This window comes from Streptomyces cinnamoneus, assembly GCF_002939475.1.
GTDB classification, from domain to species: Bacteria; Actinomycetota; Actinomycetes; order Streptomycetales; family Streptomycetaceae; genus Streptomyces; species Streptomyces cinnamoneus_A.
This window is the reverse complement of the sequence record NZ_PKFQ01000002.1, coordinates 68,893-87,863: the sequence shown is the minus strand read 5'-3', so window position 1 is coordinate 87,863 and position 18,971 is coordinate 68,893. Positions and strand designations below refer to the sequence as shown.

Sequence of the window (18,971 nt, the reverse complement as noted above, 5' to 3'; positions counted from 1 at the left end):
GGAAGGAGCGGTGGGGAGCCTGAGTACCGTGTGGGGGTGCCGACGAATCAGAACGTGTTCTCGACCCTGGTGGCCTGGCGGCGCCGTACCGCCTCCCGGGCCGTGCACCGCGGCGCGCGCTGGCTCAGGGAGGCCGGAGCGGTGACCGCCGAGCGCCCCGGCCCGTACCGGTTCCGCCGCATCGGCGCCGGCACGCGGCTCGCCTTCCCGCAGGGCACGATCTTCGGCGATCCGTGGATCGAGCTGGGCGACCACTGCATCATCGCCCAGGACGTGACGCTGACCGCGGGCATGATGCCCGGCCTCGACCTCGGCCCGGAGCCCGTCGTCCGGCTGGGCAACGGCGTGGTCCTCGGCCGCGGCAGCCACGTGGTCGCCGACACCCTGCTGACGATAGGCGACGACTGCTTCTTCGGCCCCGGCGTGTACGTGACGACCACCAACCACAGCTACGACGACCCCCACACGCCCGTGGGCAAGCAGTGGCCCCGCAGCGCCCCGGTCGAGATCGGCGCCGGCAGCTGGATCGGCACCGGAGCGGTCATCCTGCCGGGCGCCCGGCTGGGCCGGAACGTGGTGGCCGCCGCCGGCGCGGTCGTCCGGGGCGAGGTCCCCGACCACGCGGTCGTCGCCGGCGCGCCCGCGAAGGTCGTGCGCACCTGGGACCGGGAAGCGGGCTGGCAGCCCCCGCTGCGCACGCCGCCGCCGGTGCCGGTGCCGGAGGGCGTCACCGCCGACGAGCTCGTAGCGCTCGCCGAGTGGCCCACGGGACCGGCTGGGACGGCGGCGGTGGCCGACGGCGAGTGACCGCCCGCGCCACGCGGGCGGCCGACGGCTACATGGTCTCCATCTTGAAGTAGCGCACGGCGTCGGGCGCGTTGAAGACGACGGCCGCGGCGGCGGCCAGGGCGAGGGCGCCGACGGCGACGCGCACCACGACCGCCGGGATGAAGATGCCGTTCCTCATGTCAGTCACCTCCTCGCCGGCTTCAGGGGCCCACGGGGGCGAGGGGCACCGCGTCCAAGGGGGCGCGCGGGTCGCCCTGCAGGGCGCGGGTGAGCGATTCGAGCCAGCGCACCGCCTCCGGGACGGCGGCCCGCACGGGTTCGCTGAGGCCGAAGGCGACCTCGGGCTCGTCGCCGCGCAGGCGCACCAGCGGCTCGCAGCCGAGGACGACGACGCGGGGCACCGCTCCCCCCTGTCCGGCGGCGCTGAGCCGGTGGGCGAGGGCGAGGACGCGCACGGGGTCCATGCCGTGGGCGTCGGGCGGGGCGGGGGCGGCCGCGTCCACCGGCGCCGGCTCGATGAGGTAGAGCGTGCCCGGTGCCCCGCCGCGCGGCGCCGCGTCGACGAACACCGCCACGTCGTAGCCGTCGAGCAGCCGGTGGGCCAGGTCCATGCCCCGGATGCCGAAGTCGGCGACGTGCACGCCGGCGGCCACGGGGCGGCGGCGCAGAGCGGCGACGACTTCGGGGCCGAAGGCGTCGTCGGCCAGGAAGACGTTGCCGATGCCGGCGATCAGGACGCGGGCGGTGGGCGGGGCGGTCTCGCCGACGACGGGTTCCACTTCCTCGGGTGAGAAGAAGAAGCGGTGGCCCAGGCCCGTGGCGAAGTCACGGCCGGCGTCGCCGTCGAGGCTGACGACCAGCTGGACCCGGCCCTCCAGGTCCTCCGTCAACTCCGTCACCTCGGCGACGCGCCCGGTGAGCGACGGGTCCAGGACGTCGGCCCGGCCGACGGGCCGCAGCCGGACCCGGCTGCCGCGGCGCACGCGGACACCGCCGATCGGCACGCTTCTCATGGGGCAGCCTCCTTCGGTGGGCGGAACTCTCTGATCGTGCCGTGCAGAGCCATCAGCTCGTCGGCGGAAAGGGCCGCGCAGCGGTCCAGGATCTCGCGGGCCCTGGGGTCGCTGGCACGGGCTTCCTCCTGTTCGCGCGGGGTGAGGCTGAGCACGCTGAGGATGAGGAGCTGGTCGATCTCCCCGCCGTCGAACAGGTCGCCGGGGCTCTCGGGCGCGACGGCCGGGAAGTCCTCCAGGGTGACGGGCGAGGACAGCACCGAGCGGGCCCGCTGCCGGTCCCCCGCCGGCCGGCCCACGAGGACGGGCCAGGTGCCCTCGTTCCGGCAGGAGTCCGCGGCCCCGCGCAGCGGGGCGGGTGGGTCGGCGAGCGAGACGAAGGCGGCGCCCTCGGAGCAGCGCAGCACGGTGTGGGTGGACATGAAGCCGTGGGCGGCCAGGGCGTCGCGCGCGGTGCGCGGATCGGGGGGCGGCGGGCAGGCGGTCGTGTTGGTGAGGGTCACGGCGACGCGCCAGACGTCGCCCGGCAGCGGTACGGCGTCGAGCTCGACGACGCCCTCCAGGGGCCGCCAGCTGCGCACCAGGACGCCGGCGCGTCGTCCGTCCCCGTCGTCGAGCGGTTCCTCGGCCGTGCCGCCGGGCACGGCGACGGTGGTGCTGCGGGGGCCGTCGGCGGGCCTGAAGGGGGCGAGGGTCCAGGCGCGTTCGGTGGCCTCGTGCCAGGTGAGGTAGCGCCTGCCGGCGACGGTGAGGGCGTCCACGGGTTCGCTGCCGCCGGGTCCGAGGCGGTGGACCTGCCGTTCAACGACGTGGAGGAACCGCAGGCGGACGAACACCTCCGCGGTGCCGTCGGAGGCGAGCAGCACCTCCGTGCGCATGCGGGACGGCTCGCCCAGCTCCGCGGCCCGGCCGTGGGGGAAGACGCCGCCGAAGGTCCAGCGCCGGGTGTTCTTCAGGGCCGAGCGGCGGTAGGGCCACAGCAGGTAGCCCTCGTACAGACAGGTGCGGGCGATCTTCTCCACGGCGGCCTCTACCGCGTCCATGCCGCGGCTCCCTCCGGGGCGGGGACGGGGGCCGTCCCGTCGAGCAGCGCCCGGACGGTGGTGTCCCAGTCGGCCAGGGCGTGCCGGTCGCGGTAGGCGGCGAGGTCGTCGTGGGCCTCCCGGGAGACCCTCAGCCAGCGGGTGCCGCCGAAGTAGCGGGCCGTCAGGGAGTGCCAGAGCCCGGCGGGCAGGTCGTAGGAGCTCTCCCTGGCCCAGCAGATCTGCGAGGTGCGCAGCGCGCCGTCCGCTCCGGTGTGGAAGACGGTGCCGTTGAAGAGGAAGTCCAGCGGCACGACGGTGTCGCGCACGGCGTCGAAGTAGGAGGTGACGGCCAGTTCGCCCTCGTGGGTGCAGGGCACGGGCAGGTCGACGGTGGCGGAGTCGTCGAAGGGCGGCACGGTCGTGGTCAGCCGGGCCCAGGCCAGGGGGCGCAGGGCGGCGGCCCACTGGTCGTCCTGGCCGAACACCCTGGCTAGGGACAGTCGTTCGGCTGGGGCGTAGCGGCGTCGTGCCGCCGCGATCCGGACCGTCGTGGTGAGGGTGACGGAGCGCACCGGTCCGCCGCCGGTGCGGGCGATGTCCAGCCGGAAGGCGAGGGTGGGCACCGCCGCGTGCTCCAGCGGGCGGGCCCCGGTGACGGCGAAGGCCAGGTCGGCGATGCCGTCGTGCGGGTCCCGCCCCTGCCGCCGGTCCTGCCGGACGCCGCTCACGCGGGCGAGAGGTTGGGCATGTCGGGCAGGATCGGGTTCCTCGACCGGGAGCAGACCCCGGTGGAACGGCGCGCCGTGGACCGGCCGTCGGGCAGGTGGCCGGACTGGCGCTGGTAGTGGCCGGTGAGGTTGCCCTCCCGGACGCCGGGCACGTGTGCCGCCTTGTCGGGGTGCACGTGGGGTTTGCCCCGTGTGATGTCGGCCATGTCGTCGCCTCCTAGCGGTGTGCGGGTTCGGGCCGTGCCAGGCCGGTGAAGAACCGCTGGATGCGGGTCCACACCTCGGGCCCGCCGGCCAGTCCCTTCCAGTGGGCACGGACGACGGCTACCAGGCGGTAGCAGTCGTCCAGCGGGACGATCCAGTGCTGCGGGGGTGCGCCGGGTACGCGGTGGACGAGCAGGGCCTCGACGTCGGCGGCCAGCTCCGCGAGGGCGGGGTGGCCGCGGGCGAGGTCGTGCCAGACGGCGGCGTCCAGTTCCGAGCGGGTGGTCCCCAGGGGGCTGGGGTAGCCCACGGTCGTCCGCCCGGACGCGTCGTCGCGGACGAAGAAGGCGAGTCCCACGGGGATGCCCAGGGACGCCCACAGCGCGTCGTCGACGGTGAAGCCGTCCAGGCGCAGCCGGCGCCGGGGCAGCAGTTTGTAGTGCCGGCCGCCCGCCTCGCTCCGGTCGAAGAGGAGGGAGCAGGCCCGGCAGGCGCAGAGCACGGTGTGCCCGCCGGAGGCGTCCAGCAGGTGGCGATGGTCGTCCGCGAGGGGCTCCGCGCAGAGGTCGCAGCGCTCGCCGGGGGCGTTCACGGGCTCGGGGGCGGGGCGGCGGGCGAGTTCCCGCAGCCTCGGGGAGGCGGTCCGTGCGGCGCTCATCGGGGGCACCCGTCCGCCTCGTGGCCGGCGGGGGTGCCGGGGCGGAAAAGGGACTCGACGGCGATCAGGGTGCCGGGGGCGGCGCCCTGTTCGGTCTCCACCCGCTCGATCTCGGGTGCGGCCCGCGTCACGGCGTCCTCGACGGCCCGGCCCAGGGCGGCGGTGGACGAGCCGCACCCGCGGGCCCGCAGCCGGACGCGGGCCACCGGCCCGTCGACGGCGACGAGTTCGGCGTCGCCCTGGGCGCGTACGTCCTCCAGGGCGCGCCGCACCCGGGTCTCGACGGGGTCGGGGTGCAGGTCGTGGACGAGCAGGAGGTGGCCGACGAGTTCGTCGGCGGCCAGGGCGGCGCGGGCGTCCCGCGCGTGCAGCATGACGCGGGCCAGGCACTCGCCGTAGAGCCCGACGACGGCGTGGAGGGTGTCCGTCACCTGTGCGCGGACGGGCCCGTCGGGCAGGGTGGCGAGCTCCGAGAGCAGGGCCTCGGCGCGGGCCACCCGTTCGCGGGTCTCCTGGTCGGTCAGGGGCATGGTCACGACCGCCTAGGCCAGGGCGCCGAGGGTGGGCGAGTGGCTCTGCCGCACGGTGCGTCCGTCCCCGAGGTACATGTGGACGCCGCACGGCAGGCAGGGGTCGAAGCTGCGCACGGTGCGCATGATGTCGATGCCCTTGAAGCCGTCCGGGCCGTTCTCCTCGAAGATCGGCATGCCCTGCACCGCGTCCTCGTAGGGGCCGGGGGTGCCGTAGCGGTCGCGGGGGCTGGCGTTCCAGGGCGTGGGCGGGTAGGGGTGATAGTTGGCGATCTTGTGGTCGCGGATGACCAGGTGGTGGGAGAGCACGCCGCGCACGGCCTCGTGGAAGCCGACGCCGATGGCCTCCTTGGGGACCTTGAAGTCCTCGAAGACCTTGGTGTGCCCGGCCCTGACCTCCTCCAGCGCCCGCTCGACGAAGTGGAGGGCCATGCCGGCGGCGTAGGCGACGAAGTACATGCGCGCCCGGTCGCGTTCGATGGTGTTGGGGAAGGGCGGGGGCTTCCACTCCAGCCGCGTCTCGGGGGTGGCGGGCGTCTTCGGCAGGTCGATCTCGACGCTGTGGCCGGTGGAGCGGACGTAGGGGGTCCGTACCTTGCCGGCCAGGGCGGTGGTCCACAGGCGGGCGAGCGGGCCGCCGCCGGTGTCGAGGGCGAGATGGTCGCCGGTGCGTTTGTCGTACCAGCGGGGGCTCATGACCCAGCTGTAGTTGCCGCCGTCCAGGTCGCGCTTCTGGGGCCTGGGCAGGGTGGTCTGGTTCCAGGGGTGGCGCTGGTCGACGGGGTTGCCCAGCGGGTCCTTGTCGACGTAGGTCTCCTCGCCGGCCCAGTCCTCGTAGTAGGAGCTGCCGAGCAGCACGCGCAGGCCGAGGTTGATGTCGACGAGGTCGGTGGTGACCAGCTCGTTGTCGACGACGATGCCGGGGGTGACGAACATGGCGTTGCCCCACTCGGTCATGTTGCGGTAGTCGTAGTCGACGACGTCGGGGTCCTGGAAGCAGCCCCAGCAGCCGAGCAGGGTGCGCCGGCGGCCGACCTGGTCGTAGCCGGGCAGCGCCTCGTAGAAGAAGTCGAAGACGTCGTCGTTGAGCGCCACCGCGCGCTTGACGAAGTCCAGGCAGCGGGTCAGGCGCACGAGGTAGTCGGTGAAGAGCTGCGGGGTGGCGACCGTGCCGACGCCGCCGGGGTAGAGGGTCGAAGGGTGGACGTGCCGGCCTTCCATCAGGCAGCACATCTCGCGGGTGAGGCGGCTCATCTGGAGCGCCTCCTTGTAGACTTGGCCCTCGAAGGGGTTGAAGGCGCGCATGATGTCGGCGATGGTCTTGAAGCCGTGGAGGTCGCCGCGCGGCGCGGGGGTGCGTTCGGCGCGTTCGAGGACCGAGGGGTTGGTCTCCTTGACCATGCGTTCGCAGAAGTCGACGAAGACCAGGTTGTCCTGGAAGATCGTGTGGTCGAACATGAACTCCGCGGCCTCGCCCAGGTTGATGATCCAGTCGGCGAGCGGCGGCGGTTTGATGCCGTAGGCCATGTTCTGCGCGTAGACCGAGCAGGTGGCGTGGTTGTCCCCGCAGATGCCGCAGATGCGGCTGGTGATGAAGTGGGCGTCGCGCGGGTCCTTGCCCTTCATGAAGACGCTGTAGCCGCGGAAGATGGACGAGGTGCTGCGGCACTCGACGACCTTACGGCCCGGAAAGTCGATCTTCGTATAGATGCCCAGATTGCCGATGATCCGGGTGATGGGGTCGAAGGCCACCTCGGTGAGGTCGCTTCGTGCCGCGTCGCTGTCCTGGGCGGTCGCCACTGGCCGTTCCTCTCGCGCTGTCTCGCGGTGCTCCGGGGTCGTCCCGGCGTCGGGGGGGTGGGTGGTGCCCGCTGCGGTGCGGGTCAGGTGCGGCTGCCCCAGCGCGGTTCGTAGCCGCTGGTGAGGGCGTCCCGGTTGTGGCGCCACTTCGGTTCGCGGTTGGCGGCCGAGTTGGTGACCGAGCGCAGACTGCGGACGAGGGGCCCGTAGACGCTCATGAGGCCGGAGGACAGGCTGCCGCCGGGTGGTTCGTCCATGAACGGCATGAACTTGTCGGGGAAGCCGGGCATGGTGCAGCCGATGCAGATGCCGCCCACGTTGGGGCAGCCGCCGACACCGTCCATCCAGCCGCGCTTGGTGACGTTGCAGTTGACCACCGGGCCCCAGCAGCCGACCTTGACCTGGCACTTGGGTGAGTTGTAGTCCTTGGCGAAGTCGCCCTGTTCGTAGTACGCGGCCCGGTCGCAGCCCTCGTGGACGGTCTTGCCGAACAGCCAGGTGGGCCGCAGCTGCTCGTCCAGCGGGATGACCGGCGCCAGGCCCGCCGCCTGGTGCAGGACCCACAGCAGGGTCTCCATGAAGTTGTCGGGCTGCACCGGGCATCCGGGGACGTTGACGACGGGCAGCCCGCCGGCCGACCGGAAGTCCGCGCCGAGGTAGTCGACCAGTCCCATGCAGCCGGTGGGGTTGCCCGCCATGGCGTGGATGCCGCCGTAGGCGGCGCAGGTGCCGATGGCGACGACCGCCCAGGCCCGGTGGGCCAGCCGGTCGAGCCATTCGTTGAGGGTGATCGGCTCGCCCGTCTCCGGGTCGTTGCCCATGGCGGTCCAGTAACCGTCCCCGTTGATGTTCTCGTTGGGGATGGACCCCTCGACCACGAGGATGAAGGGCTCCAGCTCGCCGCGGGCCGCCTGGTGGAAGGCGGCCATGAAGTCGTCGCCGGTCTCGTAGGCCAGCACCTTGTTGTGCAGATGGACCTTGGGGACGCCGGGGATGGCGCCGAGCAGGACGTCCTCCAGGCTCGGCAGCGAGGCGGCGGTCACCGAGACCGTGTCGCCGTCGCAGCTCATGCCCTCGGAGGTCCACAGGATGTGCACCTCGTCGAAGGCGGTGCCCGACGCAGGCGTGGTCGTCGATGGCGCGCCCATGGCTGCCTTCCCTTCGGCCCGCGGTGGGCCGGCCCCGCAGGCCGTGGGTGGCCGGCGGGCTCCGGGCCCTTGGAGATTAAATCTGACATACCGGCTTTTTCTCGGCAATTTCCACGTGTCGTCCCGGTGTGGAGAGGGCCTCCAGGCGGTTCGCGGCGCCCGGGGCGGGCCGTTTGCGCACGAACGCCGACCGCAGGGCGTGGTAGGGCGCGCCACGGTCGAAGAAGGTGCTCCGCATGCGTTCCAGCTCGTGTTCCCGGTAGGCGGCCAGGGGCCTGGCCGCCTCGTCGCGCTCGCGGGCGGCCTTCTTCGCCGCGATCCGCGTCTGGACGTCGCATTCACCGAGGAGGTCCGCGGCCATCCGGGTGACCTCCGCCGCGAACTCCCCCGGCGGCATGGCGACGACCCGGTCCACCAGGCCCAGGTACCGGGCCCGGGCCGCGCCGACGGGCGCCGCCTCGTCCAGCAGCGCCCGGGCCCCGTCCGCGCCCACGCGCCGGGGCAGGGTGTAGGTCCAGTACTCGGAGCCGTAGAGCCCCATGAGGCGGTAGTGGGGGTTGAGTACGGCGCCCGCCCGGCACCACACCTCGTCGGCGGCGAGCGCGAGCATCGCGCCGCCGGCCGCCGCGTTGCCGGGCAGGGCGGCGACGACGAGCCGGTCGGTGGTGGTCAGCACCGCCTCCACCAGATCGTCCATCGCGTTGATGTTGGCCCAGGACTCCGCCGCCGGGTCGGCGGCCGCCTCGATGACGTTCAGGTGGATGCCGTTGGAGAAGAAGTCCCGCTCACCGCCCAGCACGATCACCGACGTGGGCCGCGAACGGGCGAACCGCCAGGCGGCGAGCAACCGGCGGCACTGCACCGTGCTCATGGCCCCGCCGGGGAAACGGAACCGGACGAAGCCCACCTCGCCCTGTTCGGCGTACCGGATGTCGCTCCAGGTGCGCCGGTGCGCGGGCATCTCCAGCGGCGCGGTCACCTCCGGGACGTCCGGCAGCCGGTCGCCGAGCGCCCGCACGGCGGGCAGTTTGATCCCCGCGGGCTCCGTGTCGGTGCGGGCCCGGCGCAACTGGGGGATCCACACCGCCGCGTCGGCCGTGGCCCGGCAGATCGCGCCGGCCCGGGTGGCCAGGACCCGCCCCGGTGTCCCCCGCAGCCGGTCCTCGTAGTGCCCGCCGTGGAGGAACCACTCCTCGCCCAGCAGTTCGTCCCGCACGCCCGGCTGCGAGTCGGCCGCCCGCAGCGTGCGCAGGACGGACTCGGTGTCCTGGCCCTCCCAGTCGATCCGGCGCCCGCTCTGCCGCAGGTACGGAAGGCTGCGCACCCGCAGCCCCTCCTGCGACCTCGGCTCCCAGCACCCCGAGCGGAAGCGGTCCACGGCCCGCAGCACGGCGGCCACGGCGGCGTCGGCCATCTCACCGCGGTAGAGGTCGCTCTTGGTGACCCCCGGCGGCACAGTGAACCCCTCGGCCGCCCAGACGGGCCCGGCGTCCATCTCCTCCTCCGCCTGAAGCACCGTCACGCCCCAGCGGCGCACCCCCTCCTGCACCGCCCGGTCCAGGGAGGACGGTCCCCGGTCCCCGGGCGGCCCGGGGTGGACGACCAGACAGGTGTGGCTCGCGCACACGTCCGGTGGGATCGCCGTCGTGAGCATGGGCGCGACGATCAGCTCCGGGTGGTGGCGGGCGACCGCCTCCCGCAGCGCCTCGTCCCCGTCCGCCACGGCCACGGCGGGGGTGTGCCCGTGGTCACCGAGTTCGGCGAAGACGCGCTGCGTGAGGCTGTTGAACGCGCTGGCGATGAGCAGGACGCGCACGGGTGACCTCCTGACGTTCGTCGGAACATGGGAAGAGATGACGCGATACGGCGGCATGCCGGACTGATCGTCACACCATTCAGGCCGTCCGGACGTGCGGCCGGGCCCGAAGACCCGGCGCGATTGGGCTGCGCGGGCGAATACCCGGGCCCGTACCGGTGGCCGCGGCCGTGGCGGACCGGGCCGCGCCGCACCCCGGCGGGCACTGTGGAGCGCGTACCGCACGGGCCCTCCGTCGCGGGGCGGCGTCCGTGCGCCCAGGACGCGGGACGGGAGCGGCGAGGTCATGCACGAGTTGTCCATCGCCGCCGCGATCGTCGAACGGGCGGCGGAGACGGCCGGCCGGCACGGCGCCGCGCGCGTCGCGGCGGTGCGGGTGCGCGTCGGCGAGCTGGCGGGTGTCGTCCCCGACGCGCTGCGGTTCTCGTTCGAGGTCGCCCGGGAGGGAACCGTGCTGGAGACCGCCCGGCTCCTGATCGAGGAGGTGCCCGGCCGCGCCCGCTGCGCGCACTGCGCGGAGCACTTCGCGGTGGGCATGCCGCCCCTGCTGTGGTGCCCGCGCTGCGACCGCCCGGCGGAGGACCTGACCGGCGGGCGGGAGCTGGAGATCACCGGAATCGAGCTGGAGGAAGAGGCGAGCGTGTGATGTGCCGGGTCATCGACATGCGCCAGGCCGTGCTGGCGAAGAACGACGCCCTGGCCGGCGCCGTCCGCGAGGAACTGACCGCCAGGGGCACCACGGTGGTGAACCTGCTGTCGAGCCCCGGCAGCGGCAAGACCGCCCTGCTGGAACGGGTCCTGCTGGGCATGCGGGCGCGCACCGTGCCGGTGGCCGCGCTCACGGCCGACCTGGCGACCGAGAACGACGCGCGCCGTCTGGCCCGCGCCGGCGTCCCCGTCAAACAGGTGCTCACCGGTGGGCTGTGCCATCTGGAGGCCGCCCAGCTCCGGTCCCACCTGGAGGGCTGGCTGCCGGCCGACAGCCGGGTGCTGTTCGTGGAGAACGTCGGCAACCTCGTCTGCCCCGCCGCCTACGACCTGGGCGAGACCCTGCGGGTGACGCTGATGTCGGTGACCGAGGGCGAGGACAAGCCGCTGAAGTACCCCACGGCGTTCGGCCTCGCCCACCTCGTCGTCCTCACCAAGACCGACATCGCCGCCGCGGTGGGCTTCGACGAGGCGGCGTTCGCCGCGAACGTCACCCGGGTCAACCCCGGGGTGCCCGTCCTCGCCACCTCGGCCCGCGACGGCGAGGGCGTCGACGCGTTCACCGACCACGTCCTCGCGGTCGCCGCGGGCACCGAGGTGCACCGGCCCCGGATGGCCACCGGCCGGCTGGGCCCCGGGAAGCACGCCGGCGACCACCAGGAGGGCTACGGCCACGGGCTGGGGCCGCGCGCCCACCGGGCGCACCCACCCGGCCCCGGCCCCCGGCACGCCGCGCCCGGCCACGAGCCCGGCGGCCCGCCCACGGTGACGGCCCGCTAGCGGTGCCCGCCTCCCGCCCGGCGGCCCCGGAGCGGGCGACCGGCCCCGCACCGGTCGCCACCGGCGTCGTCCGGCGCCGGATCGTCGTGCGCGGCACCGTCCAGGGCGTGGGCTTCCGGCCCTTCGTCCACGCCCTCGCCCACGAGCTCGGGCTGTCCGGTCACGTGAGCAACGGCGCCGACGGGGTCGTCACCGAGGTCGAGGGCGACGCCGGGCGCGTCGGCGCGTTCGCCGAGCGTCTGACGACCGACGCGCCGCCGCTGTCGGCCGTCACGTCGGTCGTCCAGCACGACCTGCCCGCCGTCGGCGGCCGGGGGTTCACCATCCGGCCCTCCCGGCAGGGGCGGGGCCGCACCACGGTGCCCCCGGACACGGCCCTGTGCGCGGCGTGCCTCCACGAGCTCACTGATCCGGGGAACCGACGCCATCGGCACCCCTTCATCAACTGCACGCACTGCGGTCCCCGGTTCACCATCGTCACCGGACTGCCCTACGACCGGGCGACCACGACGATGGCCGGCTTCGCGCTGTGCGGGCCGTGCGCCGCCGAGTACGCCGACCCCGGCGACCGGCGCTTCCACGCCCAGCCCGTCGCCTGCCCCGGCTGCGGGCCCCGGCTGCGCCTGACCGAGGGCCCGGCGACCTGGGAGGCGTCCGACGCGCCGGCCCGGGCCCGAGAACTGCTCGCCCGGGGCGCGGTCCTGGCCGTCAAGGGGCTGGGCGGCTACCACCTGGCCTGCGACGCGGGCGACGCGTCGGCCGTGGCCCGGCTGAGGGCCGCCAAGGAGCGCGGCGGCAAACCCTTCGCCGTCATGGCCGCCGACCTCGCGACGGCCCGCGCCGTCGCACCGCTCGGCGAGGCGGAGGCCCGGCTGCTCGCCGGGCCCCGGGCCCCCGCGGTGCTGGTGCGGCGCGAGGCGGGCTTCGTACCGGGCGTCCGCCTGGCCGACGCCGTCTGCCCGGGCAGCCCCGACATCGCGCTGATGCTCCCCTACACGCCCCTGCACCGGCTGCTGTTCGCCCTGCCCGGGGATCCGCCCGGGCCCCGGGTGCTCGTGATGACCAGCGCCAACCGCTCCGGCGAGCCCATCGTGACCGACGACGCGGAGGCGGCCGCGCTCCCGGCCCCGCTGGCCGACGCCCGGCTCTGGCACGACCGGCCGATCCACGCGCCCTGCGACGACTCGGTGGTCCGTGTGCGGCGCGACGGCAGCCTCCTGCCGGTGCGCCGCTCGCGCGGCTACGTGCCCGAACCCGTCCCGCTCCCCTTCGCCGTGCCGCCCGCCCTGGCCGTCGGCGGCGACCTCAAGAACACCTTCTGTCTCGCCGTGGGCCGCTCCGCCTGGCTCTCGCAGCACATCGGCGATCTGGACGGGACCGCCACCGTCGCGGCGTTCGGCGGGGCCGTCCGGCACCTCTCCGCCCTCACCGGCGTCCGGCCCCGCCTCCTCGCGGCCGACCGGCACCCCCGCTACCGGTCGGCGGCGTGGGCGCGCGAACACGCCGCCGGCCGCCCGCTGCACCTGGTCCAGCACCACCACGCCCACATCGCCTCCGCGATGGCCGACGCCGGCCTGGACGGCACCGCCCCGGTCATCGGCGTCGCCTTCGACGGCACCGGATACGGCGACGACGGCGCCGTGTGGGGCGGCGAGGTGCTGCTGGCCGACTACGACGGCTACCGCCGCCTGGCCCACCTGGCGTACGTGCCCCTGCCGGGCGGCGACGCGGCCGTGCGCAACCCCTGCCGGACGGCCCTGTCGCACCTGCGCGCCGCGCGGCTCGCCTGGGACGCGGACCTGCCGTGCGTGGCGGCCTGCGCGGCGGACGAACTGCGGGTGCTGGACCGCCAGCTGGAACGCGGGGTGGCCTGCGTGCCCACCTCCAGCATGGGCCGGCTCTTCGACGCGGTCTCCTCACTGCTCGGCGTCCGCCACCGTGCGGGCCACGAGGCCCAGGCGGCCGTCGAGCTGGAGGCGTGCGCGGCTCCCGCCATCGCCCGCTGCGGACGCCCGTACGCCTTCGCGAGCCGGGCGGCCGGCGACGGCGGGCCCCTCCTCCTCGACCCCGCGCCCGTCCTGCGGGAGGCCGTCGCCGACCTGCGCGACGGGGCGGGGCCCGCGGTCGTCGCCGCGCGTTTCCACCACGCGGTCGCCGCGGCCGTCCTGGCCGTGTGCCGGGACGCCCGACGGGCCACGGGGGTGCGCACGGTCGCCCTGTCGGGCGGGGTGTTCGCCAACGCGCTGCTCGAGGACGCCTGCACGGACCTGCTGCGCGGCGACGGCTTCGCGGTCGTGCGCCACGGCCGGGTGCCGTGCGGCGACGGCGGGCTCGCGCTCGGACAGGTACTGATCGCCGCCCGGGCCCGCGCGCGCGGGGCCGGGACCGGCCAGCGGGAAGGAGAGACCCATGTGCCTGGCAGTGCCCGGCAAGGTCGTCGGCATTGAGGAGCGGGACGGCACCCGCATGGCCCGCGTCGACTTCGGCGGCGCCGTCAAGGACGTGTGCCTGGCCTATCTGCCCGACATCGAGGTCGGCGACTACGCCATCGTCCACGTCGGGTTCGCGCTGCAACGCCTGGACGAGGCGGCGGCGCTCGCCACGCTGGACCTCTTCGCGCGGATCGGCGCGCTGGAGGAGGAGTTCGGGGACGCGTGGAGCCGCGCCGCCGCCGAGGCGGGCGTCGTCCCCGCGGAACCCTTGGAGGACATCCGGTGAAGTACTTGGCGGAGTTCCAGGACCCCGGGCTGGCCCGGCGGCTGCTGGACGACATCCACGCGACGGCGACCCGGCCGTGGGCGCTGATGGAGGTGTGCGGCGGACAGACCCACTCGATCATCCGGCACGGCATCGACCAGCTCCTGCCCGAACAGGTCGAGCTGATCCACGGGCCCGGCTGCCCGGTGTGCGTCACCCCGCTGGAGATGATCGACAAGGCGCTGGCGGTCGCCGCGCTGCCGGAGGTCACCTTCTGCTCCTTCGGCGACATGCTGCGCGTGCCCGGCAGCGGCCGCGACCTGTTCCGGGTCAAGAGCGAAGGCGGCGACGTGCGTGTGGTGTACTCGCCGCTCGACGCGCTGGAGATCGCGCGCCGGGATCCGGGCCGCCAGGTCGTGTTCTTCGGCATCGGCTTCGAGACGACGGCGCCCGCCAACGCCATGGTGGTGCACCAGGCTCGGCGGCTGGGCGTCCGCAACTTCAGCCTCCTGGTCTCGCACGTGCGCGTCCCGCCCGCCATCGAGGCGATCATGCGGGCGCCGCACTGCCGCGTCCAGGCGTTCCTGGCCGCCGGGCACGTGTGCAGCGTGATGGGCACGGACGAGTACCCGGAGCTGGCCGCGCGCCACAAGGTGCCGATCGTGGTGACCGGGTTCGAGCCGCTGGACGTCCTCGAAGGCATCCGCCGCACCGTCCACCAGCTCGAACGCGGCGAGCACCGCGTGGACAACGCCTATGCGCGAGCCGTGCGGGCCGAGGGCAACCCCGCGGCCCGGCGGATGCTCGCGGAGGTCTTCGAGGTCACGGACCGGGCCTGGCGCGGCATCGGCACCATCCCGGCCAGCGGCTGGCGGCTCGCGCACGCCTACCGCGACTTCGACGCCGAACACCGCTTCGGCGTCACCGGGGTGACGACCGAGGAGCCCGCGGCCTGCCGCAGCGGGGAGGTCCTCCAAGGACTGATCAAGCCGCGCGAGTGCGCGGCGTTCGGCACGACCTGCACCCCGCGCACTCCCCTGGGCGCGACCATGGTCTCCAGCGAAGGGGCCTGCGCCGCCTACTACCTCTACCGCCGGCTGGACCCGGCGGCACCCCCCTCGAAGGAGGCGGCCCCCGTTGGCTGACATCACCCTCGATCCCAGCGCGTGGACCTGCCCCGCGCCGCTGCGCGACCAGCCCGTCGTGGTGCTCGGGCACGGCGGCGGCGGAGCGCTGTCCGCCGAGCTCTTCGACCAGGTGTTCGCGCCCGCCTACGGAAACGACGTCCTGGCCGGGCTCGGCGACTCGGCGGCCGTGGAGGTCGGCGGCGCCCGGCTGGCCTTCACCACCGACTCCCACGTGGTGCGGCCGCTGTTCTTCCCCGGCGGCAGCATCGGGGACCTCGCCGTCAACGGCACCGTCAACGACCTCGCCATGAGCGGGGCCCGGGCGGCCTACCTCTCGTGCGCCTTCATCCTGGAGGAGGGGACCGCCCTGTCCGTGGTCTCGGACGTGGCCCGCGCGGTGGGGAAGGCCGCCGAGGCCGCCGGCGTCACCGTGGCCACCGGCGACACCAAGGTCGTGGACAGCGGGCACGGCGACGGGGTGTACGTCACGGCCTCCGGCATCGGGCTGATCCCCCACGGCGTGGACATCCGGCCGCAGCGGGCCGCGCCCGGCGACGTCGTCATCGTCAGCGGGCCGGTCGGCATGCACGGCATCGCGGTCCTGAGCGTCCGCGAGGGCCTGGAGTTCGGTGTGGAGATCGCCAGCGACACCGCCCCGCTGGGCGGCCTCGTGGCCGCCATGCTGGCCGTCACCCCCGACCTGCACGTCCTGCGCGACCCCACGCGCGGGGGCGTGGCCGGCGTCCTCAACGAGATCGCGACCGCCTCCGGCACCGGCGTGGTGCTCACCGAGGAGAGCGTGCCCGTGCCCGAGCCGGTGGCGAGCGCCTGCGGCTTCCTCGGCCTGGACCCGCTGTACGTGGCCAACGAGGGCAAGCTCCTCGCCTTCGTCCCGCCCGAGCACGCCGACGCGGTCCTCGCCGCCATGCGCGCCCACCCACGGGGGGCCGGCGCGGCGGTCATCGGCACCTGTGTGGCCGAGCACCCGGGGACGGTCGTGGCGCGGACACGGCTCGGCGGCACCCGCGTGGTCGACCTCCCCCTCGGGGAGCAGCTGCCGCGCATCTGCTGACGCCCGGGGTGTGCCCTCGCCCTCCTGATGGCAGGCTGGACCCATGGCCCGGCCCAATGAGGAGGTCGAGGCGCTGCTTCAGGAGTACGCCGACCTCGTCGCGATCACCGGTGGTGACGCCTTCAAGGCACGCGCCTACGAAAAAGCCGCCCGCGCGATCGGCGGCTTCCCCACGGATGTCTCCAAGCTCGACGTGAAGGGCCTGCGGGACATTCCGAACGTGGGGAAGTCGATCGCGGAAAAAGTCGTGGAGTTCCTGCGGACCGGCCAGGTGTCGGACGTCGAGGAGGTACGGGCGTCCGTACCGGCCGGGGTCCGGGAACTCCTCACCATTCCCACGCTCGGGCCGAAGAAGGCCATGACCCTCTATGAGGAACTGCGCGTCTCCTCCGTGGACGAGCTGCTCGACGCGATCCACGACAAACGGCTGCGCGATCTGAAGGGCTTCGGCGAGAGGACCGAGGAGAACGTACTCCACGGCATCGCGCTGATGCAGAAGGCCGGCGGCCGCATCCTCCTCAACAGCGCCATGGACGTCGCCGAGCAGGTCGTCGCGGAGCTGTCCCGGGTGAAGGGGTGTGAGGGGTGCGCGTACGCCGGGTCGCTGCGGCGCATGCGGGAGACCATCGGGGACGTCGACGTCCTCGTCGCAGCCGAGCGGTCGGCGGCGTTCATGGAGGCGTTCAGCGGCCTTCCGTACACCGCCGAGGTCATCGCCCACGGAGAGAAGAAGACCTCGATCCGCACCACCAAGGGGCTCCAGGTCGACCTGCGGGTACTGCCGCCGGACTCGTGGGGAGCGGGGCTGCTGTACTTCACGGGCTCGAAGGCGCACAACATCCGGGTCCGGGAGATGGCCATCCGGCACGGGTACAAGCTGTCGGAGTACGGGCTCTTCCACGCCAAGAGCGGCAAGAAGGCGGTGTCCGGGACCGAGGAGGACATCTACGCCAAGCTGGGCCTCCCGTGGATCCCGCCGACGCTGCGGGAGGACAGGGGCGAGATCGCTGCCGCCTTGAAGGGCGAGTTGCCCGAGCTGATCGAGGAAGGCGACATCCGCGGGGACCTGCACACGCACACCGACCTCACGGACGGGGTGTCCGGCCTGGAAGACATGGTGGCTGCGGCGGCAGACCGCGGTTACGCGTACTTCGCCATCACGGATCACGCGCCGAATCTGTACATGCAGCGGATGACGGACCAGAAGATCCTGGCCCAGCGGGAAAAGGTGCGGGCGCTGGACGGGAAGCACCGCCGCATGCACGTGCTGCACGGCACCGAACTCAACATCGGGCCGGAGGGCGACCTGGACTGGCCGGACGACTTCCTGGCGGGGTTCGACCTGTGCGTGGCGTCGGTGCACTCGCACTTCAACCAGAGTCGGGAGGAGCTGACGCGGCGACTCGTGCGGGCCTGCGAGAACCCGTATGTCTCGATCATCGGTCATCCCACCACGCGGCAGATCGGCAAGCGCCCGGGCATCGACGCCGACTTCGACGAGGTCTTCGCCGCTTGTGCGCGTACTGGTACCGCCCTGGAGGTCAACTCCCACCCCGAGCGGCTGGATCTGGGCGACGAGGAGATCCTGCGCGCCAAGCGCTACGGGGTGAAGTTCGCGGTGAACACCGACGCGCACTCGGTCGTGCACCTGCCGTACATGCGCTTCGGGGTGGGCACGGCGCAACGTGGCTGGCTGACGAAGGACGAGGTGATCAACACGTGGCCGTTGCAGAAGCTCCGGCGCTTCCTGCGCCCAGGGGGCCGCTGAATCAGCGGTCCCCCCTTCCTCGGCCTCACGACCCCGCCTTACAGCGCGCGAAGCCTCTCGGCCAGATCGGTGACGGCCTCGGCCCGGCGGGCCATGAGGTAGACGCGCGTGTGCGTGCGCTGAACGTCGTGGACGAGTGTGAAGCCCTGGGTTTCGTTGTAGGTGACCAGCCCGGGGAAGTCGCAGGTTTCGACGGCGGCGACGTCGTCGGCCGTGGCCTCGGGTCCGAGCTCATCGTGGTCGTCGGGCCGACCTGTTGCTCGTGCCCCAGGACGGGTGAAGGGCATAGAGCGCCTAGAACCGTGCCTCGGTCGGCTGCGTGCCCTTGTGGACGTCGATGACGGGCTCAGCGACTCCGGGCGGTTGCCCGCCATCCGGCCGACCGGAACCGCCCCACCGTGTCACTGCTGAATCGCGGCTTCGGCCGACTCTCGGGGTCGGTCTCGAAAATGCGCAGGCTCCAGTAATTCTCCCTGGTCTGAGTCGCGTTGGCGAGTGAGCACAGAAGGGGAACGCAGCGGCTCAGCCGGGCCGGCGTGCTCATCCGGCGGAGGGCTTGAGTTCGGGCGGGGTACAACGCCAGCAGCGGCAGCAGAAGAGCCGCTGCGGGCACCTTCTTTCCTTATATACGGGTAGGGAAAGAAGGTACGTACAACAGCTGCCTTGCTGCACGGTCCGCACCGGGCCGGCTATTCGTCACTGCGGGCACATGAGCGAGCCGTCCGGGTCACGAGTGGCGAACGCACAACGGCCCCCCGCCGCCGGCCCGAAGGGGGTCGGCCGCGGGGGCCAGGTGATGGAGCTGTCCGGCTCAGAAGATGGCGACCGGGTTGTTAAAGCCGGCAATGTTCTTGATGACGTCAACATCCTGGTTGTCGGAGACGCCCTGCTGGGCAGTGTTGCCATTGTTGCTGCCGTGATTCGAAGTCGACTGCTGGTTGCCGCTGTTCACGCCCGTCTGCTGGGAGGCGATCTGGGCAAGGGCCATGTTGTCCCCGATGAAGTTCGCCGATGCCGGGGCGGCTGCGGCGAGCGCACAGGCACCGGTCATGGCGGCCGTGCCGATAACACGACGGAATGTGTTGGTCATGCACAGGCAACGACTGTG

20 protein-coding genes are annotated in these 18,971 nt (G+C 73.4%); 8 read left to right on the top strand and 12 right to left on the bottom strand.

Annotation, left to right across the window (positions count from 1 at the left end; translation table 11 throughout):
- Positions 1 to 36: 36 nt before the first annotated feature.
- Positions 37 to 807 (top strand): acyltransferase, encoded by a 771-nt coding sequence (locus CYQ11_RS28565; protein ID WP_099197934.1) that lies wholly within the window; start codon positions 37 to 39, stop codon positions 805 to 807.
- Positions 808 to 835: 28 nt separating this feature from the next.
- Here the strand turns inward: CYQ11_RS28565 and CYQ11_RS30715 are convergent, their stop codons facing one another.
- The 10 genes from CYQ11_RS30715 to CYQ11_RS28520 all read right to left on the bottom strand — a co-directional run bounded on the left by CYQ11_RS30715 (position 836) and on the right by CYQ11_RS28520 (position 9,711).
- Positions 836 to 967, bottom strand: coding sequence for a DUF6893 family small protein (locus tag CYQ11_RS30715; protein WP_275666317.1), 132 nt, complete (start codon positions 965 to 967; stop codon positions 836 to 838).
- A 22-nt stretch (positions 968 to 989) separates the two neighbouring features.
- The gene (locus CYQ11_RS28560; RefSeq protein ID WP_099197935.1) at positions 990 to 1,802 is read right to left on the bottom strand and encodes a hydrogenase maturation protease; all 813 of its coding nucleotides are present in this window, start codon (positions 1,800 to 1,802) and stop codon (positions 990 to 992) included.
- Positions 1,799 to 2,845, bottom strand: a complete 1,047-nt coding sequence (locus CYQ11_RS28555) for a hypothetical protein (protein ID WP_099197936.1) — start codon at positions 2,843 to 2,845, stop codon at positions 1,799 to 1,801. The genes CYQ11_RS28560 and CYQ11_RS28555 overlap by 4 nt, the downstream gene beginning before the upstream one ends.
- Positions 2,833 to 3,555, bottom strand: a complete 723-nt coding sequence (locus CYQ11_RS28550) for a DUF6084 family protein (RefSeq protein ID WP_205041774.1) — start codon at positions 3,553 to 3,555, stop codon at positions 2,833 to 2,835. The genes CYQ11_RS28555 and CYQ11_RS28550 overlap by 13 nt, the downstream gene beginning before the upstream one ends.
- Positions 3,552 to 3,761: a hypothetical protein gene (locus CYQ11_RS28545; protein ID WP_099197937.1), complete on the bottom strand. Its 210-nt coding sequence runs from the start codon at positions 3,759 to 3,761 to the stop codon at positions 3,552 to 3,554. The genes CYQ11_RS28550 and CYQ11_RS28545 overlap by 4 nt, the downstream gene beginning before the upstream one ends.
- 11 nt (positions 3,762 to 3,772) lie before the next feature.
- On the bottom strand, positions 3,773 to 4,417 hold the full coding sequence (locus CYQ11_RS28540; RefSeq protein ID WP_099198001.1) for a DUF5947 family protein: 645 nt from the start codon (positions 4,415 to 4,417) through the stop codon (positions 3,773 to 3,775).
- Entirely contained in the window at positions 4,414 to 4,947 is a 534-nt protein-coding gene (locus CYQ11_RS28535) for a NifU family protein (RefSeq protein WP_099197938.1), read from the bottom strand. The genes CYQ11_RS28540 and CYQ11_RS28535 overlap by 4 nt, the downstream gene beginning before the upstream one ends.
- Positions 4,948 to 4,959: 12 nt before the next feature.
- Positions 4,960 to 6,747 (bottom strand): nickel-dependent hydrogenase large subunit, encoded by a 1,788-nt coding sequence (locus tag CYQ11_RS28530; RefSeq protein WP_099197939.1) that lies wholly within the window; start codon positions 6,745 to 6,747, stop codon positions 4,960 to 4,962.
- Between the two features lie 83 nt (positions 6,748 to 6,830).
- Positions 6,831 to 7,895: an NADH-quinone oxidoreductase subunit B family protein gene (locus CYQ11_RS28525; RefSeq protein ID WP_099197940.1), complete on the bottom strand. Its 1,065-nt coding sequence runs from the start codon at positions 7,893 to 7,895 to the stop codon at positions 6,831 to 6,833.
- A gap of 76 nt (positions 7,896 to 7,971) precedes the next feature.
- Positions 7,972 to 9,711 (bottom strand): enoyl-CoA hydratase-related protein, encoded by a 1,740-nt coding sequence (locus CYQ11_RS28520; RefSeq protein WP_099197941.1) that lies wholly within the window; start codon positions 9,709 to 9,711, stop codon positions 7,972 to 7,974.
- A gap of 286 nt (positions 9,712 to 9,997) precedes the next feature.
- Here CYQ11_RS28520 and hypA point away from each other — a divergent pair, with 286 nt between their 5' ends.
- From hypA to polX, 7 genes are read left to right on the top strand one after another with little or no spacing between them, the layout of a single operon-like run.
- A complete protein-coding gene (gene hypA, locus CYQ11_RS28515; RefSeq protein ID WP_099197942.1) occupies positions 9,998 to 10,357 on the top strand; it encodes a hydrogenase maturation nickel metallochaperone HypA in 360 nt (119 codons plus the stop codon).
- Positions 10,357 to 11,199: a hydrogenase nickel incorporation protein HypB gene (gene hypB, locus CYQ11_RS28510; RefSeq protein WP_099197943.1), complete on the top strand. Its 843-nt coding sequence runs from the start codon at positions 10,357 to 10,359 to the stop codon at positions 11,197 to 11,199. The genes hypA and hypB overlap by 1 nt, the downstream gene beginning before the upstream one ends.
- Before the next feature lie 2 nt (positions 11,200 to 11,201).
- On the top strand, positions 11,202 to 13,646 hold the full coding sequence (gene hypF, locus CYQ11_RS28505; RefSeq protein WP_398780428.1) for a carbamoyltransferase HypF: 2,445 nt from the start codon (positions 11,202 to 11,204) through the stop codon (positions 13,644 to 13,646).
- Complete coding sequence (locus CYQ11_RS28500) at positions 13,609 to 13,917, top strand: HypC/HybG/HupF family hydrogenase formation chaperone (protein WP_099197944.1); 309 nt, start codon at positions 13,609 to 13,611, stop codon at positions 13,915 to 13,917. Before hypF ends, CYQ11_RS28500 begins: the two co-directional genes overlap by 38 nt.
- Positions 13,914 to 15,041 (top strand): hydrogenase formation protein HypD, encoded by a 1,128-nt coding sequence (hypD, locus tag CYQ11_RS28495; protein ID WP_099197945.1) that lies wholly within the window; start codon positions 13,914 to 13,916, stop codon positions 15,039 to 15,041. The genes CYQ11_RS28500 and hypD overlap by 4 nt, the downstream gene beginning before the upstream one ends.
- Entirely contained in the window at positions 15,034 to 16,095 is a 1,062-nt protein-coding gene (hypE, locus tag CYQ11_RS28490) for a hydrogenase expression/formation protein HypE (protein ID WP_099197946.1), read from the top strand. The genes hypD and hypE overlap by 8 nt, the downstream gene beginning before the upstream one ends.
- Positions 16,096 to 16,138: 43 nt before the next feature.
- Entirely contained in the window at positions 16,139 to 17,863 is a 1,725-nt protein-coding gene (gene polX / locus CYQ11_RS28485; RefSeq protein WP_099197947.1) for a DNA polymerase/3'-5' exonuclease PolX, read from the top strand.
- Positions 17,864 to 17,901: 38 nt separating this feature from the next.
- Here the strand turns inward: polX and CYQ11_RS30525 are convergent, their stop codons facing one another.
- A complete protein-coding gene (locus tag CYQ11_RS30525) occupies positions 17,902 to 18,150 on the bottom strand; it encodes a hypothetical protein (RefSeq protein WP_240003204.1) in 249 nt (82 codons plus the stop codon).
- 524 nt (positions 18,151 to 18,674) lie between these two features.
- Positions 18,675 to 18,953 (bottom strand): hypothetical protein, encoded by a 279-nt coding sequence (locus CYQ11_RS28475; RefSeq protein ID WP_146104761.1) that lies wholly within the window; start codon positions 18,951 to 18,953, stop codon positions 18,675 to 18,677.
- Between the last annotated feature and the right edge of the window lie 18 nt (positions 18,954 to 18,971).

Bases quoted from the DNA above. Each gene is read 5' to 3' on its own strand.
- CYQ11_RS28545 (WP_099197937.1), bottom strand. From the start codon at position 3,761: ATGGCCGACATCACACGGGGCAAACCCCACGTGCACCCCGACAAGGCG.
- CYQ11_RS30525 (WP_240003204.1), bottom strand. From the start codon at position 18,150: ATGCCCTTCACCCGTCCTGGGGCACGAGCAACAGGTCGGCCCGACGAC.
- CYQ11_RS28535 (WP_099197938.1), bottom strand. From the start codon at position 4,947: ATGCCCCTGACCGACCAGGAGACCCGCGAACGGGTGGCCCGCGCCGAG.
- hypA (WP_099197942.1), top strand. From the start codon at position 9,998: ATGCACGAGTTGTCCATCGCCGCCGCGATCGTCGAACGGGCGGCGGAG.
- CYQ11_RS28525 (WP_099197940.1), bottom strand. From the start codon at position 7,895: ATGGGCGCGCCATCGACGACCACGCCTGCGTCGGGCACCGCCTTCGAC.
- hypB (WP_099197943.1), top strand. From the start codon at position 10,357: ATGTGCCGGGTCATCGACATGCGCCAGGCCGTGCTGGCGAAGAACGAC.
- CYQ11_RS28560 (WP_099197935.1), bottom strand. From the start codon at position 1,802: ATGAGAAGCGTGCCGATCGGCGGTGTCCGCGTGCGCCGCGGCAGCCGG.
- CYQ11_RS28555 (WP_099197936.1), bottom strand. From the start codon at position 2,845: ATGGACGCGGTAGAGGCCGCCGTGGAGAAGATCGCCCGCACCTGTCTG.
- CYQ11_RS28540 (WP_099198001.1), bottom strand. From the start codon at position 4,417: ATGAGCGCCGCACGGACCGCCTCCCCGAGGCTGCGGGAACTCGCCCGC.
- polX (WP_099197947.1), top strand. From the start codon at position 16,139: ATGGCCCGGCCCAATGAGGAGGTCGAGGCGCTGCTTCAGGAGTACGCC.
- CYQ11_RS28475 (WP_146104761.1), bottom strand. From the start codon at position 18,953: ATGACCAACACATTCCGTCGTGTTATCGGCACGGCCGCCATGACCGGT.
- CYQ11_RS30715 (WP_275666317.1), bottom strand. From the start codon at position 967: ATGAGGAACGGCATCTTCATCCCGGCGGTCGTGGTGCGCGTCGCCGTC.
- CYQ11_RS28500 (WP_099197944.1), top strand. From the start codon at position 13,609: ATGTGCCTGGCAGTGCCCGGCAAGGTCGTCGGCATTGAGGAGCGGGAC.